Source organism: Enterobacter sp. MF024 (assembly GCF_005843915.1).
In the GTDB taxonomy this organism is placed as follows: Bacteria; Pseudomonadota; Gammaproteobacteria; order Enterobacterales; family Enterobacteriaceae; genus Enterobacter; species Enterobacter barmai.
The window spans coordinates 116,513-131,898 of sequence record NZ_VCBB01000010.1; the positions used below are offsets into that span (position 1 = coordinate 116,513).

At 56.3% G+C, this 15,386-nt stretch carries 15 protein-coding genes; 9 read left to right on the forward strand and 6 right to left on the reverse strand.

Annotated elements, in window-relative coordinates:
- Positions 1 to 6: 6 nt before the first annotated feature.
- Positions 7 to 912, reverse strand: a complete 906-nt coding sequence (locus FFB58_RS15935; RefSeq protein WP_138370402.1) for a LysR family transcriptional regulator — start codon at positions 910 to 912, stop codon at positions 7 to 9.
- A 92-nt stretch (positions 913 to 1,004) separates the two neighbouring features.
- Here FFB58_RS15935 and FFB58_RS15940 point away from each other — a divergent pair, with 92 nt between their 5' ends.
- The 3 genes from FFB58_RS15940 (at position 1,005) to FFB58_RS15950 (ending at position 3,076) form a co-directional block, all read left to right on the forward strand.
- Positions 1,005 to 1,649 (forward strand): alanyl-tRNA editing protein, encoded by a 645-nt coding sequence (locus tag FFB58_RS15940; RefSeq protein ID WP_138370403.1) that lies wholly within the window; start codon positions 1,005 to 1,007, stop codon positions 1,647 to 1,649.
- A gap of 100 nt (positions 1,650 to 1,749) precedes the next feature.
- Positions 1,750 to 2,313 carry a glucose-6-phosphate isomerase family protein gene (locus FFB58_RS15945; protein WP_138370404.1) on the forward strand — a complete coding sequence of 188 codons (564 nt, stop codon included), beginning with the start codon at positions 1,750 to 1,752 and terminating at the stop codon, positions 2,311 to 2,313.
- Positions 2,306 to 3,076: a glucose-6-phosphate isomerase family protein gene (locus tag FFB58_RS15950; RefSeq protein ID WP_138370405.1), complete on the forward strand. Its 771-nt coding sequence runs from the start codon at positions 2,306 to 2,308 to the stop codon at positions 3,074 to 3,076. Before FFB58_RS15945 ends, FFB58_RS15950 begins: the two co-directional genes overlap by 8 nt.
- 27 nt (positions 3,077 to 3,103) lie before the next feature.
- Here the strand turns inward: FFB58_RS15950 and FFB58_RS15955 are convergent, their stop codons facing one another.
- The 5 genes from FFB58_RS15955 to FFB58_RS15975 are packed head-to-tail and all read right to left on the reverse strand — an operon-like array spanning position 3,104 to position 7,408.
- Positions 3,104 to 3,922: a PTS system mannose/fructose/sorbose family transporter subunit IID gene (locus FFB58_RS15955; protein WP_138370406.1), complete on the reverse strand. Its 819-nt coding sequence runs from the start codon at positions 3,920 to 3,922 to the stop codon at positions 3,104 to 3,106.
- Positions 3,922 to 4,719 carry a PTS sugar transporter subunit IIC gene (locus FFB58_RS15960; protein WP_039030423.1) on the reverse strand — a complete coding sequence of 266 codons (798 nt, stop codon included), beginning with the start codon at positions 4,717 to 4,719 and terminating at the stop codon, positions 3,922 to 3,924. The genes FFB58_RS15955 and FFB58_RS15960 overlap by 1 nt, the downstream gene beginning before the upstream one ends.
- 10 nt (positions 4,720 to 4,729) lie before the next feature.
- Positions 4,730 to 5,224: a PTS sugar transporter subunit IIB gene (locus FFB58_RS15965; protein ID WP_138370407.1), complete on the reverse strand. Its 495-nt coding sequence runs from the start codon at positions 5,222 to 5,224 to the stop codon at positions 4,730 to 4,732.
- A gap of 10 nt (positions 5,225 to 5,234) precedes the next feature.
- Positions 5,235 to 5,663 carry a PTS fructose transporter subunit IIA gene (locus FFB58_RS15970; protein WP_138370408.1) on the reverse strand — a complete coding sequence of 143 codons (429 nt, stop codon included), beginning with the start codon at positions 5,661 to 5,663 and terminating at the stop codon, positions 5,235 to 5,237.
- Between the two features lie 2 nt (positions 5,664 to 5,665).
- Positions 5,666 to 7,408: a class I mannose-6-phosphate isomerase gene (locus FFB58_RS15975; RefSeq protein WP_138370409.1), complete on the reverse strand. Its 1,743-nt coding sequence runs from the start codon at positions 7,406 to 7,408 to the stop codon at positions 5,666 to 5,668.
- A gap of 187 nt (positions 7,409 to 7,595) precedes the next feature.
- On the opposite strand from FFB58_RS15975, the gene FFB58_RS15980 reads away from it, so the two are divergent.
- The 6 genes from FFB58_RS15980 to FFB58_RS16005 all read left to right on the forward strand — a co-directional run bounded on the left by FFB58_RS15980 (position 7,596) and on the right by FFB58_RS16005 (position 15,346).
- Complete coding sequence (locus FFB58_RS15980; protein ID WP_138370410.1) at positions 7,596 to 8,603, forward strand: LacI family DNA-binding transcriptional regulator; 1,008 nt, start codon at positions 7,596 to 7,598, stop codon at positions 8,601 to 8,603.
- A 132-nt stretch (positions 8,604 to 8,735) separates the two neighbouring features.
- Entirely contained in the window at positions 8,736 to 9,557 is an 822-nt protein-coding gene (dapB, locus tag FFB58_RS15985) for a 4-hydroxy-tetrahydrodipicolinate reductase (RefSeq protein ID WP_138370411.1), read from the forward strand.
- A gap of 455 nt (positions 9,558 to 10,012) precedes the next feature.
- Positions 10,013 to 11,161, forward strand: a complete 1,149-nt coding sequence (carA, locus tag FFB58_RS15990) for a glutamine-hydrolyzing carbamoyl-phosphate synthase small subunit (RefSeq protein ID WP_039030417.1) — start codon at positions 10,013 to 10,015, stop codon at positions 11,159 to 11,161.
- A gap of 18 nt (positions 11,162 to 11,179) precedes the next feature.
- Positions 11,180 to 14,404, forward strand: coding sequence for a carbamoyl-phosphate synthase large subunit (gene carB, locus FFB58_RS15995; protein ID WP_039030416.1), 3,225 nt, complete (start codon positions 11,180 to 11,182; stop codon positions 14,402 to 14,404).
- A gap of 126 nt (positions 14,405 to 14,530) precedes the next feature.
- The gene (locus tag FFB58_RS16000) at positions 14,531 to 15,019 is read left to right on the forward strand and encodes an MORN repeat-containing protein (RefSeq protein WP_039030415.1); all 489 of its coding nucleotides are present in this window, start codon (positions 14,531 to 14,533) and stop codon (positions 15,017 to 15,019) included.
- A gap of 93 nt (positions 15,020 to 15,112) precedes the next feature.
- Positions 15,113 to 15,346 (forward strand): YgdI/YgdR family lipoprotein, encoded by a 234-nt coding sequence (locus tag FFB58_RS16005; RefSeq protein WP_039030414.1) that lies wholly within the window; start codon positions 15,113 to 15,115, stop codon positions 15,344 to 15,346.
- The last annotated feature ends 40 nt before the right edge of the window (positions 15,347 to 15,386 follow it).

A 15,386-nucleotide genomic window follows, 5' to 3' on the forward strand; every position in this document is an offset into this window, starting at 1 on the left:
TGCCAGTCACTTAATGACTGGCATTTTTTCATTCAGATAGTTGATCATTGCCCGCATTCTGGCTGGCATATGTTTGTTGCGCGTCCACAGCAGCCAGAGGTCGCCCGTATAGCTGCTGATAAACTCCCAAGCCGGCAGAACCTGCACAATCTCCCCTCGTTCCAGAGCCTCTCGCGCGGTAAACAGCGGTAAACTCCCGATGCCGACATGCTGTTTGACCGCATCCAGCCGCACGCCCGTGTGGTTAGCAGCGTAGCGTCCGTGCGTCTGGACGATCTCCGTTTTCCCCTGCAAGGTGAATTTCCAGCGTGAATCGGCCGGGGTTTCACCGAGCGAAATACAGCTATGTGCCCGCAGGTCGTGCGGATGCTGTGGCGTACCTCTGCGACGAAGGTATTCTGGCGTGGCGCAAATAACATGGGTTACCGGCATCAGCGGTTTTCCATACAGGCCAGGAGAGGGTGTCCTGGTGATGCGTAATGCCAGATCGACACCATCCTCGATCAGGTCCATGTAACGATCTTCCAGACGCAGGCAGACGTCAATTTGCGGGTAGCGCTCCAGGAACGCCGGGATCAGCGGATGGATCACAAACCGTCCCACGGCTTTCGGCACGCTCAAGGTGAGCTTTCCCTGGGCAACGGTTTGCAGACTGCTACCGGAATCTATTGCCTGTTGCGCCGCTTCCAGCATATCCAGCGCGTGTTCATAAACTGATTTTCCGGTTTCAGTAAGGGCCAGCTTGCGCGTGGTGCGGTGCAGTAACTTACATCCCATCTCCTTTTCGAGGCGTGAAACACAGCGGCTGATCGCCGAGGGCGTTGCTCCCGTAATACGGGCAGCCGTTGAAAAGTTGCCGTGCTCTACGATGGTCACGAAGGTAGCAAGATCGGGTAGGAGTGCAGGTTTCATTTGTGTCTGCCAGGCAATAGTGCATTGTTTGAAAGCAGGATTATCGATGCTTAAGTAATGAATATACTGTCAGGGTACAGAGGAGGACAACCATGACAGAACGACTTTATTACATAAGTGACGCGACAGAAGGCCACGCGAAGGTGGTCCGATGCACATCCGAGCCTGATGGCCGCTACGCCGTTGAGCTGGATCGGACCCTTTTCCATCCGCAGGGTGGCGGACAGCCAGCGGATCGGGGGGCGATCGCGGGGATTGCGGTGGAGGGAGTGAGCCTGCGCGGGGAGACTGTTATTCACATTCTGGCTCAACCGCTTGCGCCAGGCGCGGTGGTGGAAATGCAGATCGATAAAAGTACGCGAGCGCGTCATTCCCGCTGGCACAGCGCAGGCCATTTGATTGGTTACGCCGGTGAGCGGTTTGGTTGGGAGCCAGTAAAAGCCCATCACTGGCCCGGTGAGGGACGAATTACTTTTATCCCCCGGGAGCAACAGATATCGATGCCTGATGCCAACGCGCTGCTCGCGATGATTAAAGGCTGGCAAGCGGACAACCTGCTTCTTTATACCGACATTGAAGCGGGCAGGCGCAAGGTTCGCTTTGGCGATCTTCCTGCCTATTCGTGTGGTGGAACGCATGTTAAACAGCTGGCTGAAACCGATGGGATGCAGATCCTAGGGCTGAAAATGAAAAAAGGGCAGCTGGTGGTGACTTATGCCCTCCATGAGCAGGCATAACAGGCGTGTGATTAACCCGACAAAGCGGGCGGCTTCTCAGGAGGATAACGGGTTAATCTGGTAAGCTTGCCATGTTGTTCTCCTCGGGCCGGAGATAAACATGAATCCTGACGTAATCCTGCCACCCCAGGTGGCGTGGGCCAGCGGTGTATTCGCTAATGCTCCACTGATCCGCAAGACGACACGCCTCGCCGATCTGCCAGACCTTTTCAGTGATAACAACGCCTGGCGTGGCTGCGATCCGCAGCAGCGCCTCTATGACGTTGAAACGATCGACTCCCCGTCGGGTGAAGGCGCGCTGTACGTCGGCGTTACCCATCTGTATGCGGGCAAAATCGGTGACGAGTTTTTTATGACGCGCGGTCATTTTCACCAGCGCCGTGAACAGGGCGAGGTCTATTTTGGCCTGTGCGGAGGCGGCCTGCTGCTGCTTCAGACGGCATCCGGTGAGGCGCGCCTTGAGCGCGTGAAGCCCGGCTCTGTGCACATCATCCCCTCCTTTACTGCGCACCGTCTGATTAACACCGGCGATGAGACGCTTTCTGCGCTGGCGGTCTGGCCCAGCGTGGCCGGGCATGACTATGCGGCTTTGGCCGGTGGTTTTGCGCTTCGCGTATTTGCCTCTGACCATCACTTGCAGGAATGGGAGGCGCGCAATGATTAATTTCGGACTGGATATGACCATTGCGCATCGACCATTGGGCTTCAGCTACGGAGATGACGTTACCGGCCCGATGCCGGAAATTCGCACCCTGGATCAGATCCGTCCGTCGCTGCGCAATCCCGACTGCGAAGGGCCGGAGCAGGTTTATGCTATCGCGATGGACGTGGCGCGCCTGGCGGACAGGCAAGAGCTCGAAAAACGGATGCTGCTGTTTGGCGTGGTGACCTACGCCGCAGGCACGCTCGGCGATGAGCCGGTCCGCAGCCAGGGGCATGTGCACCGTATCAGCCAACACAGCGGATGGTCGCCCCCTGAGCTGTATGAAATCTGGCAGGGTAAAGCGATTATCTATATGCAGGAGTTTGTTGATGACGATCCGGGACGCTGCTTTGCGGTGCTGGCGGGACCGGGTGAAAAAGTGCTGGTTCCGCCCGGATGGGGCCATGCAACCATTTCAGCCTCTGCCGGGGAGCCGCTGACCTTTGGCGCGTGGTGCGATCGGGAATACGGCTTTGAGTATGACGCCGTGCGTGCGCGCAAAGGGCTGGCATGGTATCCCCTGGTTCAGGGCGATCATATTGTCTGGCAGCAAAATAGCCACTACAGGCCGGGGCGATTACAGATGATTACGCCGCGCGGTTATTCGGAATTCGGTATTACCGATGCACCTATTTATCAGCAGTTTATCGACGATCCGGCGCGGTTTCAGTTTATCTCACGACCGGATAAAACCGCCGGGCTGTGGGAAAACTTCCATCCATAAAGTGACCGGGGCCTCGCCCCGGTTCTCTTATCCGGCGAACAAACCTGACGCCACGCCAAGTGCGGCCAGAACCAGCAGTAATAGCATGGCCTTAACCGGCGACACGCCGCGTTTTGCCATCAGATACCAGGTTCCCAGCACCACCGTCAGCGGAAGCAGCTGCGGGAAAATACCGTCCAGCATCTGCTGCACGTGAATGTTAACCCCGTCCCGGGTGATGAACTCCAGGCCGGTGCCGAGCTTCACGTAGCTGGCTGCCACGCCGCCCATAACGAACACCCCGAGGAGGGAGAGCGCCTCCCGAAGCCGGGTGGATTTACTGCTGACCAGCATCTCCACGGAGCCTGAGCCCATCTGGTAGCCTTTGAGAAACAGAAACCAGGAGCCGGGAATGATAATGGCCAGCCAGGCGACGGTGTAAAACAGCGGGCCGAGGATATTTCCGCCCGCCGCCAGCGCCATCCCGATGCTGAGGAGGATCGGGATCAGCATGCCCGGGATCATGGAATCGCCGATGCCGGCGATCGGCCCCATCAGGCCTACCTTCAGGGTGTTAATGGTTTCACCATCAATTGGCTCGCCGTTGGCTTTTTTCTCCTCCAGACCCAGCGCCATACCGTTGACGATCGCGCCAATTTGCGGCTCTGTGTTGTAGAACGACGCGTGACGGCGCAGCATTTCAGTGCGTTGAGCCGCATCAGGATAGAGTTTTTTTGCCACCGGCAGCATGCTCAGGCAGAAGCCGAAGGATTCCAGACGTTCAAAGCTCATGGAGGAGAGGTTATGCATCATCCACGCCCGCCAGCAGCGGCGCAGATCTCTGCGGGTAAGTTTATGTTCTTCCATCAGAATTCATCCTCGTCGTCAGCGACCGGCGCAGAAGCCACGGCCTGCGGCGTTTCAGGTTTGTAGTTGTAATGGATGAGTGCCAGCAGGGCGCCCACGATCACCAGCGCAACCATATTGAGTTTGAGAAATACGATGCAGACGAAGCCCACCAGGAAGTAGATGAGCATGGTATAGCTTTTGATGATCTGCTTAAGCAGGATGGCGATACCGACGGCGGGTAAAATACCGCCCAGCACGTTCATGGTGGAGAGGACGATCTGCGGCAGGCTATCCATAAAGCCGCTGATGTACTGCGCGCCGAAAAAGACGGCAATAAAGGTCGGGACAAAGCGCAGTACAAAGTTCATCGCCTGCGGCCAGATGGCGCTGTTGAGGTAGATCCCGCGCTCGTCGCCGTGCTCAAGCGCCACATCCGCCCGATGGTTCCAGAATGAGTTCAGTACCATCATCGCATTAAACAGAATGGTGCCAGCGATACCGATAGTGGCGGCCAGCGCCACCGCGACCTCTGGCCCTTTGCCGGAGAGGATCCCCAGCGCGATGGCCGGATAGGCCACGAAGTTTAAATCTGCTGGCATCGAGCCGCCGGGGGTCACCATCGCGATATAGACCGCCTGCACGGCTACGCCAATGATAATCCCGGTTTTGATATCGCCCAGGATCAGGCCAACCAGCATCCCGGAGATGAGCGGGCGGGAGATGAGATACCAGCCGCCAGTCAGCCCCAGAAGCCACGGGCTGCTGAGGGCGCCCAGATAACAGAGCAAACCAATTAACGCCGCTTCGATAATCATGATCCGCTCCTTATTTCAGCTTCAGTCTGGCGTCCTGCCAGCGGTAAAAACTGGCATCGGGAACCAGGCGAAATTCAATTTCGTGTCCCTGGCCGGTTAGCCACTCGAAGGCCGCGGCTTCCTCGTTCGTTACCGACTGATTCGGGCCGATGGTAATCGTGTTCGCCCGAGCGCTCATCGGCCCTACGTTAATTTTGCCATTGCTGTTTTTCAGGCTGATACCCGCCTGTTCAATGCGCTGTAGCGTGAGCGGCGATTTACCAATCACAAAATAGCGTTTCTCGCTGGCGATCACTTTTGGCAGTTTTTCAATGGCCGTTGCCATATCAAAAAGCCACACTTTGGTGTCAGAGACGGCTCCTTTCATGACTGACGACAGCAGCGGATCGGCCGCAACGGCATCGTCAATGGCAACGATGCCGTCACAGGGCAGCTCCCTGGCCCAGCGTGTAATGAGCTGCCCGTGGATGACGCGATCGTCAATACGTACAAAAGAAATACTCATATGCGGCTCCTCAAAAATCGTCTGTCTGTACAGACTCTGTCGGCGTTGCCTGAACCAGCGTCGGCAGAGTGAGTTCGATAAGTTGCGCGGCGGCGTGATGGACATGGCTTGCCGCCATCACCTCGTCGTTTTGCAGTAGCATCGGTAAGTTGACCCCCGCCACCACGGCGACCGGGGGCTGCGTTTGCGGATTAAAGGCGACCTCGCACGCCACGTTCCACGGCGTGCCGCTTTGCATATCGCACAGCACCAGCACGCCGTCGGCATCGGCGCTTGCGGCTTCCAGCGTGGCGCAAAAATCCCGGCGAAAACCCTCAATTCCCGCCTGTTCGCTCAGGCAGACGGCGTGCACGCCGGGCAGGTCGCCGTACACCATCCGGCCACTCTCAAGCAGCGCGGCGGCAAGCGGGCCGTGGGTTGCAACTATAAAATGAATCATCGTTAGCTCCTCACCCAGGCTTTGATGGTGGCCAGCTGCTGTCCGGACGCGCTGGCGGCAGGCGAAATGCGATATTCACCCACCCTTGCCGGGATAATGAAAGTTTCGGCGTAATGGACGGTAAACGGCGCGAAAGCGCCGGTAGGGCTGTCGACAATCGCTTCGTCGCCCTCAATAAGATTGAGCACATTCACACCACCCGCGGTGTTATGGACAACGGGTTCGCTAAACCAGTGGCGACGCGTTTCGATAAATTCACGCTCGTGCAGGCCGGTGCGTTCTTCGCGCCAGCGCTCTCCTTGCGCAATGGGTTCAAACTGATTCACCAGATGCTGATGGACCCACTGCGTGTCGCGCTGCCAGTCGATGACCTGTTCACCATGTTCCAGATGTACCGGACGCGGCAGGCCGTCCAGGCCCAGGCGGCCCCAGTCCCACAGTTTGAAGGTGAAGATGTATGGCGTGGCGCTGATCTCCAGCACCATTGTTCCAGCGCCGGAGCAGTGCACCGTACCTGCAGGGATCAGAAAATGGTCGTGTTTTTTCGCCGGGATCTGATTAACGAACCGGGCGTCATCAAAAGATTTTTCACCGCGCCCGGCACGCCTGAGGTCGTCCATCATTGCCCGGGGATCGGTACCGGTTTTGGTGCCCAGGTAGACCACGGCACCCGGCCCGGCTTCCAGGATGTAATAGCTCTCATCCTGGGTGTAGTGCATCCCAAACTGCTGCTGGATGTACTCGGTAACAGGGTGTACCTGGAAGCTCAGGTTCTGGCCACCGATGGTATCCAGGAAGTCAAAACGGATCGGGAACTCCGCGCCGAAACGCGCGTGAACTTTCTCGCCCAGCAGCGCACGAGGCTCAAGTAAAACCAGGTCCTGAGAGGGGATCTCGATCCGCACCGCGCCAAAACGCAGTAACAGGCTGTTCTCCTCGGGCACGCAGTCAAAACACCATGCGTAATTGGGTGCAGAGGGATCGAGATCGAATTGCTGTTTCATCCACTGGCCGCCCCAGACGCCGGGATCGAAAAATGGCACCACGCGAAATGGCTGGGCAGTGATCTGTGCCAGCCCGGCCCGCAGCGCCTTGCCGGTGACCATCGCAGGAAGCGCTTTGCGGGTGGTATCCAGTAAAAAATCGGCGCGCCTGAGCAGGGGGGTTTTATGGCGATCGAAGACGCGCCACTCAACAAAAAAAGCCCGCTTGTAGCGACGAAGCATATCCTCGTGCTGATTCTCTGCCCCCCAGTTGCCCATCTCACCGCTGCGCATACGCTGCTGGATCTCCCAGCGCGGAAGATCGGCGTACACCAGTACGTCACCGGGATGAATAAGCGCCGCACCGGGGCCGTAAATGACAATCAGCCCTGCGGAACACTGGCTCACCTGAGTCTGCAATGCCTCCAGACGCGCGGCGTCAAAAAATTCAACCAGCTGGTGGCAGGAGAGCACGCCAAAGACGCGATCGTCGGTGAGGTTGCGGGCAATCATCTCATGGATGGCCTGCTCACCCTGGCGTGCCTGCCCGGCATTAATCGTCAGCGCCGGGCGTAGGCGCGGCAGCACGTTGTCTTCAAGTTCGGTCATGCGCACGCCCGGATAACAATCGATCACCAGTACGGTGCGGCTGCGCGGCTGGGTTTTTGCTTCAAAGGCACTGGTAATCGCCTCCCATCCTTGCCAGGCGCTGTCGTCATAACCCTGGATCGTCACCGTGGGGAATTTGTCGTAGGCAGTCATTTTATCCTCCATAATCGTGACTTAAGGTTATTCGATTAACCGCGTTTGAGAAGAGTGGTTAACGCGATTAACCCGCCATAAATGGCAATGTAATCCCGATCGGTAGCGGTAATGTGAAGAGACTCACAGGGAAAAATGCATAAAAAAGGTTATTCGATTAATCTTGTATGAAACGCAAGGAGACAGCATGACGGGAATGACACTGGCAGACGTCGCGAAACGCGCTGGCGTATCAACGGCAACGGTCTCAATGGTGCTCTGTAACAAAGGCCGTATTTCGCAAAATACGCGCGAGCGCGTGCTAAAGGCGCTGGATGAGACGGGCTACGTCTATAACCAGACGGCGGCCAATTTACGTAATCGCCGCAGTAACCAGGTGGGGCTGCTTTTGCACGACATCACCAACCCTTTTTACGGAGAGATGACTGCAGGGCTAAGCCATGAAATGGAACGCCATGAGCTGCTGCTTTTTCTGGCCAACAGCGAGGAGTCCGCAGAGCGACAGCAAAAATTTGTTGATTCGCTGATGCGCAATAACGTGGGAGGGATGGTGCTGTGTGCGGCCCGCGAAACGCCGCAGGCATTTTTTGATGGGCTAAAGCGGCGCAACATTCCGGCTATCATGGTTGTGCGCCCGCTGAAGGATCCGGATTTTGATTTTGTCGGAACGGACAACTTCCTGGGCACGCAGATGGCGACAGAGCATCTGCTCAGAATGGGCCATCGGCATATTGCGTTTATCGGGGGGAGCCAGAACTCGGGTTCGCGGGCGCAGCGTATCGGTGGTTTTACCAGCAAGCTGCTGGAATTCGGCGTGACGCCGAATCCTGCCTGGATCAGAACGTCGCAGGCCAGCCAGAGCGATGGCGCGCGCGTAGCGGAGGCGTTACTCCTTGAAAATCCAGAAATCAGCGCTGCGATTTGCTACCAGGATATTGTGGCGCTGGGGGTGATGCAAAGTTTACGCAAGATGGGCCGTGAACCGGGGCGTGATTTTGCGCTGATCGGCTTCGATGACATTACCGAAGCGGCTCTGGTCCAGCCGGCATTGACCACCGTGTCGGTGGCGGCAAAGGAGATTGGCCGCAAGGCGGGGGAGCTGCTGTACAGCCGCATCCAGGGCAATGACGAACCCGCCAAACGGATCATCCTGCCGCCTGCGCTGGTGGTGCGGGAATCATGCGGTTTTCGCTGACGATCATGTCTTTAACTGATATCTATCCCTGTTTATCATTAAATTCTAATTATTGGCGTTTTCTGTGGCGGCCTTTGCGAAGGCTGGTTAATCTGAAAACGGTTTACATCATTTTAACGTAAGAGAATAACTATGCATGATGCACAGATCCGCGTCGCCATTGCCGGCGCGGGTGGTCGTATGGGCCGCCAGTTAATTCAGGCGACATTGCAGATGGATGGCGTGGCGCTGGGGGCGGCGCTGGAGCGTGAAGGTTCCACGCTGTTGGGTGCCGATGCTGGCGAACTGGCGGGCGCAGGCAAGTCAGGCGTCACCGTCCAGAGCAGCCTTGAGGCGGTTAAAGACGACTTCGATGTCTTCATCGACTTCACTCGCCCGGAAGGCACGCTGCACCACCTGGCGTTTTGTCGTCAGCACGGCAAAGGCATGGTTATTGGTACCACCGGTTTTGATGATGCCGGTAAGCAGGCCATTCAGGATGCGGCAAAAGCGATCCCTGTCGTGTTTGCAGCCAACTTTAGTGTGGGCGTGAACGTGATGCTCAAGCTGCTGGAGAAAGCGGCGAAGGTAATGGGGGATTACACCGACATCGAGATCGTCGAAGCTCACCACCGCTACAAAGTGGATGCGCCTTCAGGCACCGCACTGGCGATGGGCGAGGCGATTGCCCAGGCGATGGATAAAGATCTGAAAGAGTGTGCCGTCTATACCCGGGAAGGGCATACCGGTGAACGCGTTCCTGGGACCATTGGTTTTGCCACCGTGCGTGCCGGCGACATTGTTGGTGAACATACCGCCATGTTTGCCGACATCGGTGAGCGCGTTGAAATCACCCATAAGGCCTCCAGTCGTATGACTTTTGCAAATGGGGCTGTTCGTTCTGCAATGTGGTTGAAAGGCAAAAAAGATGGTCTTTATGACATGCGAGATGTGCTCGATCTCAACAATTTATAATCATAGTTACCCTTCGTGATGTGGTTATTGCAGTCGTAATTACTTGATTGCAGAGGGCAATAAATTATTGCCCTTTAATTTTACAAGCTTGAGGTATTTTTTTATTCCAAGCGCGATAAAAAATAACTTATGCCATGATTTTTTGTTTCAATATTGTGAATTTTGACCAGATGGTCCACTTTTTCAGGCCGGGTCAGATGTTTTAACAACAAACTTGTCTCGCAAGCGTTTTCCTGAGTGATTTAGTTGATCTTTTTAGCCATTAATAATCCTCCGCCCGGTCAGTGACACGAAAACCACAAACAAAACCCACTTTTTAAGTTGACTTCTCCCGGGTAAATCTCCAGAATGCCGCCGTTTGCCGAAAATCCACTGGCAGCAGATTTGCATTGATTCAGACTGTGGTTATGAATTAATATGCAAATAAAGTGAGTGAATATTCTCTGGAGGGTGTTTTGATTAAGTCAGCGCTATTGGTTCTGGAAGACGGAACCCAGTTTATCGGTCGGGCCATTGGGGCAACAGGTTCGGCGGTTGGGGAAGTCGTTTTCAATACTTCAATGACCGGTTATCAAGAAATCCTCACTGATCCTTCCTATTCCCGCCAAATCGTCACTTTAACTTATCCCCATATCGGTAATGTCGGCTCTAACGCCGCTGATGAAGAGTCCTCCCAGGTACATGCACAAGGTCTGATCATTCGTGACCTGCCGCTGATTGCCAGCAACTACCGCAATACTGAAGACCTCTCTTCCTACCTGAAGCGCCATAACATCGTGGCGATTGCCGATATCGATACCCGTAAACTGACGCGTCTGCTGCGTGAAAAAGGTGCCCAGAACGGCTGCATCATCGCTGGCGACAACCTGGACGCGGCCCTGGCGCAAGAAAAAGCCAAAGCCTTCCCGGGTCTGAACGGCATGGATCTGGCAAAAGAAGTGACCACAGCTGAATCCTACAGCTGGACGCAGGGTAGCTGGACGCTGGCAGACGAACTGCCGGAAGCGAAAAAAGAAGAAGAGCTGCCGTTCCACGTGGTGGCCTACGACTACGGCGCCAAGCGCAACATCCTGCGTATGCTGGTTGACCGCGGCTGCCGCCTGACCGTTGTGCCGGCTAAAACCCCGGCAGATGAAGTGCTGAAGATGAATCCGGACGGGATCTTCCTCTCTAACGGCCCGGGCGACCCGGCACCGTGCGACTATGCTATCGACGCGATCAAGACCTTCCTTGAAACCGACATTCCGGTGTTCGGCATCTGTCTCGGCCATCAGCTGCTGGCGCTGGCGAGCGGTGCGAAAACCGTGAAGATGAAGTTCGGTCACCACGGTGGTAACCACCCGGTGAAAGATATCGACAACAACACGGTGATGATTACCGCGCAGAACCACGGTTTTGCCGTCGATGAAGCCTCCATGCCTGCCAACCTGCGCGTTACGCACAAGTCGCTGTTCGATGGCACCCTGCAGGGTATCCATCGTACCGACAAACCGGCGTTCAGCTTCCAGGGTCACCCGGAGGCAAGCCCAGGCCCGCACGATGCCGCGCCGCTGTTCGATCACTTCATCGAACTTATCGAGCAATACCGTAAGACCGCTAAATAATCAGGAGCCGAGAAGACAATGCCAAAACGTACAGACATAAAAAGCATCCTGATCCTTGGCGCTGGCCCGATTGTTATCGGCCAGGCCTGTGAATTCGACTACTCTGGCGCACAGGCGTGTAAAGCCCTGCGCGAAGAGGGCTACCGCGTTATCCTGGTGAACTCCAACCCGGCCACCATCATGACCGACCCGGAAATGGCTGATGCCACCTACATCGAGCCAATTCACTGGGAAGTCGTGCGCAAAATCATCGAAAAAGAGCGTCCGGATGCGGTGCTGCCGACCATGGGCGGCCAGACGGCGCTGAACTGCGCGCTGGAGCTGGAGCGTCAGGGCGTGCTGGCCGAGTTCGGCGTGACCATGATTGGCGCCACTGCCGATGCGATTGATAAAGCAGAAGACCGCCGCCGTTTCGATGTGGCGATGAAAAAAATCGGCCTCGACACAGCGCGCTCCGGTATCGCACACAATATGGAAGAAGCGCTGGCGGTTGCCGCTGACGTGGGTTATCCGTGCATCATTCGTCCTAGCTTCACCATGGGCGGCACCGGCGGCGGTATCGCGTACAACCGTGAAGAGTTCGAAGAGATTTGCGCCCGTGGTCTGGATCTCTCTCCAACCAACGAACTGCTGATTGACGAATCGCTGATCGGCTGGAAAGAGTACGAGATGGAAGTGGTGCGTGATAAAAACGACAACTGCATCATCGTCTGCTCCATCGAAAACTTCGACGCCATGGGGATCCACACCGGTGACTCCATCACCGTGGCACCGGCCCAGACCCTGACCGACAAAGAGTACCAAATCATGCGTAACGCCTCGATGGCGGTACTGCGTGAGATTGGCGTCGAAACCGGCGGCTCTAACGTTCAGTTCTCGGTTAACCCGAAAAACGGTCGTCTGATTGTTATCGAAATGAACCCGCGCGTATCTCGCTCTTCTGCGCTGGCATCGAAAGCCACCGGCTTCCCGATTGCCAAAGTCGCGGCGAAGCTGGCGGTAGGTTACACCCTCGACGAACTGATGAACGACATCACCGGCGGCCGTACTCCGGCATCCTTTGAGCCGTCCATCGACTACGTTGTGACCAAAATTCCTCGCTTCAACTTTGAGAAATTCGCCGGCGCTAACGACCGTCTGACTACCCAGATGAAATCTGTCGGGGAAGTGATGGCGATTGGCCGTACCCAGCAGGAATCTCTGCAGAAAGCGCTGCGCGGCCTGGAAGTGGGCGCCACCGGTTTCGACCCGAAAGTGAGCCTGGACGACCCGGAAGCGCTGACCAAAATCCGCCGCGAGCTGAAAGACGCGGGCGCCGAGCGTATCTGGTACATCGCCGATGCTTTCCGCGCTGGCCTGTCCGTCGATGGCGTCTTCAACCTGACCAACATCGACCGTTGGTTCCTGGTGCAGATTGAAGAGCTGGTGCGTCTGGAAGAGAAAGTCGCTGAGATTGGCATCAACGGCCTCGACGCTGACTTCCTGCGCATGTTGAAGCGTAAGGGCTTCGCTGATGCGCGTCTGGCAAAACTGGCGGGCGTGCGTGAAGCAGAAATCCGCAAGCTGCGTGACCAGTATGACCTGCATCCGGTCTACAAGCGCGTGGATACCTGTGCGGCAGAATTTGCGACCGACACCGCGTACATGTACTCCACCTATGAAGACGAGTGCGAAGCGAACCCGTCCGTTGACCGCGACAAAATCATGGTGCTGGGCGGCGGTCCAAACCGTATCGGCCAGGGCATCGAGTTCGACTACTGCTGCGTACACGCCTCACTGGCGCTGCGCGAAGACGGTTACGAGACCATCATGGTCAACTGTAACCCGGAAACCGTCTCTACCGACTACGACACCTCCGACCGTCTCTACTTCGAGCCGGTAACTCTGGAAGACGTGCTGGAAATCGTGCGCATCGAGAAGCCAAAAGGCGTTATCGTGCAGTACGGCGGCCAGACGCCATTGAAGCTGGCGCGCGCGCTGGAAGCGGCAGGCGTACCGGTTATCGGTACCAGCCCGGATGCGATTGACCGTGCGGAAGACCGCGAGCGTTTCCAGCATGCCGTTGACCGTCTGAAGCTGAAACAGCCGGCTAACGCCACCGTCACCGCCATTGAGCAGGCGGTTGAGAAGGCCAAAGAGATCACCTACCCGCTGGTGGTGCGTCCTTCCTACGTGCTGGGCGGCCGTGCGATGGAAATCGTCTACGACGAAGCCGACCTGCGCCGTTACTTCCAGACTGCGGTCAGCGTCTCTAACGACGCACCGGTACTGCTGGACCGCTTCCTGGATGACGCAGTCGAAGTGGACGTTGATGCTATCTGCGACGGCGAAATGGTGCTGATTGGCGGCATCATGGAGCACATCGAGCAGGCGGGCGTTCACTCCGGCGACTCCGCCTGTTCTCTGCCAGCCTATACGCTGAGCAAAGAGATTCAGGACGTGATGCGCGACCAGGTGAAGAAGCTGGCCTTCGAGCTGCAGGTTCGCGGTCTGATGAACGTGCAGTTTGCGGTGAAAGACAACGAAGTCTACCTGATTGAAGTCAACCCGCGTGCGGCGCGTACCGTACCGTTCGTCTCCAAAGCAACCGGCATCCCGCTGGCGAAAGTGGCGGCGCGCGTGATGGCTGGCCAGACGCTGGCACAGCAGGGCGTGACCAAAGAGATTATCCCGCCGTACTACTCGGTGAAAGAAGTGGTGCTGCCGTTCAACAAATTCCCGGGCGTTGACCCGCTGTTAGGGCCAGAAATGCGCTCTACCGGTGAAGTCATGGGCGTGGGCCGCACCTTCGCAGAAGCGTTCGCCAAGGCGCAGCTGGGCAGTAACTCCACCATGAAGAAACAGGGCCGTGCGCTGCTGTCCGTGCGTGAAGGGGATAAAGAGCGTGTGGTCGACCTGGCGGCGAAACTGCTGAAACAGGGCTTCGAACTGGACGCCACCCACGGTACCGCGATTGTGCTGGGTGAAGCCGGTATCAACCCGCGTCTGGTGAACAAGGTGCATGAAGGTCGTCCGCACATTCAGGACCGTATCAAGAATGGCGAATACACCTACATCATCAACACCACCGAAGGACGTCAGGCGATTGAAGACTCCAAGCTGATTCGCCGCAGTGCGCTGCAGTACAAAGTGCACTACGACACCACCCTGAACGGCGGTTTTGCAACAGCGATGGCGCTGAACGCGGATGCCACCGAGAAGGTGATTTCGGTGCAGGAGATGCACGCCCAGATCGCGAAGTAATCGCTTCAGATTGTTCTCAAAACCCGCTTAGGCGGGTTTTTTTATGCCTTTCCGACCAATTTTGGCGGTTGTGCCGCCTCTTTATACAGCGCACTTTACGGTGATACCTGATAAAAGGAGTTCACAGTGAAACAGGCCCTTACGTTAATCCCTCTGGTCGTACTGCTTGCTGGCTGCGCTGATTTTGCCTCGTCGGTGACCAATACTATCGATGGAATGGGAATGACCCCCGACTATGCAAAAGGCTTAAAGGACGATCTGGAACCGCAGAAAAAATTAGCCACGCCGGTGGTGAAGGTGGCGGATACCGTGCCTGAGGGCAAGCTCGTCGAGAAATATGACAATGGTAATAAGAAGTTTGAGACGGTGATTAAAAACCGCTGCTTTAACGACTATATCGACGTCTATTACCCGAACGGCGTGCTGCGAAGCCACACGCCGCTGGTGAACTGCCAGGCGGAAGGGCTGTCGCAGGGGTATACCCAGCAAGGAAAATTGCGTTCGACGATCACCTTTAAGCAGAGCGTGGCCAATGGCGAGGCGAAAACCTATGACGCAAGCGGCAAAGTGGTGCAGACGGTGATCTATAAAGATGGCTTCCCGCAGAAGAGCTAACCTTCGGAGTGTTCTGCATTTATCTCTGAGCAAGGTGTATTCCGCTAAAGTTTAGTACGCATGATAAAAATGACGACTAACAGGGAGCATATGATGCAAAACAAAATTCTGCTGGCTTCGATCTTCGCGGCTGCGACGCTGTTCACCGTAGCCGGTTGTTCATCTAACCAAGCGGTGAAAACCACCGATGGCAAAACTATCGTCACCGACGGTAAACCGCAGGTGGATGATGATACCGGTCTGGTCTCCTATGAAAATGCGGAAACCGGGCAGACCGAGCAGATCAACCGCGATCAGGTTAAATCCATGGGTGAACTGGATAACTGATAAAAAAAATGCAGTGGCCTGGGCCACTGCATCGGTCATT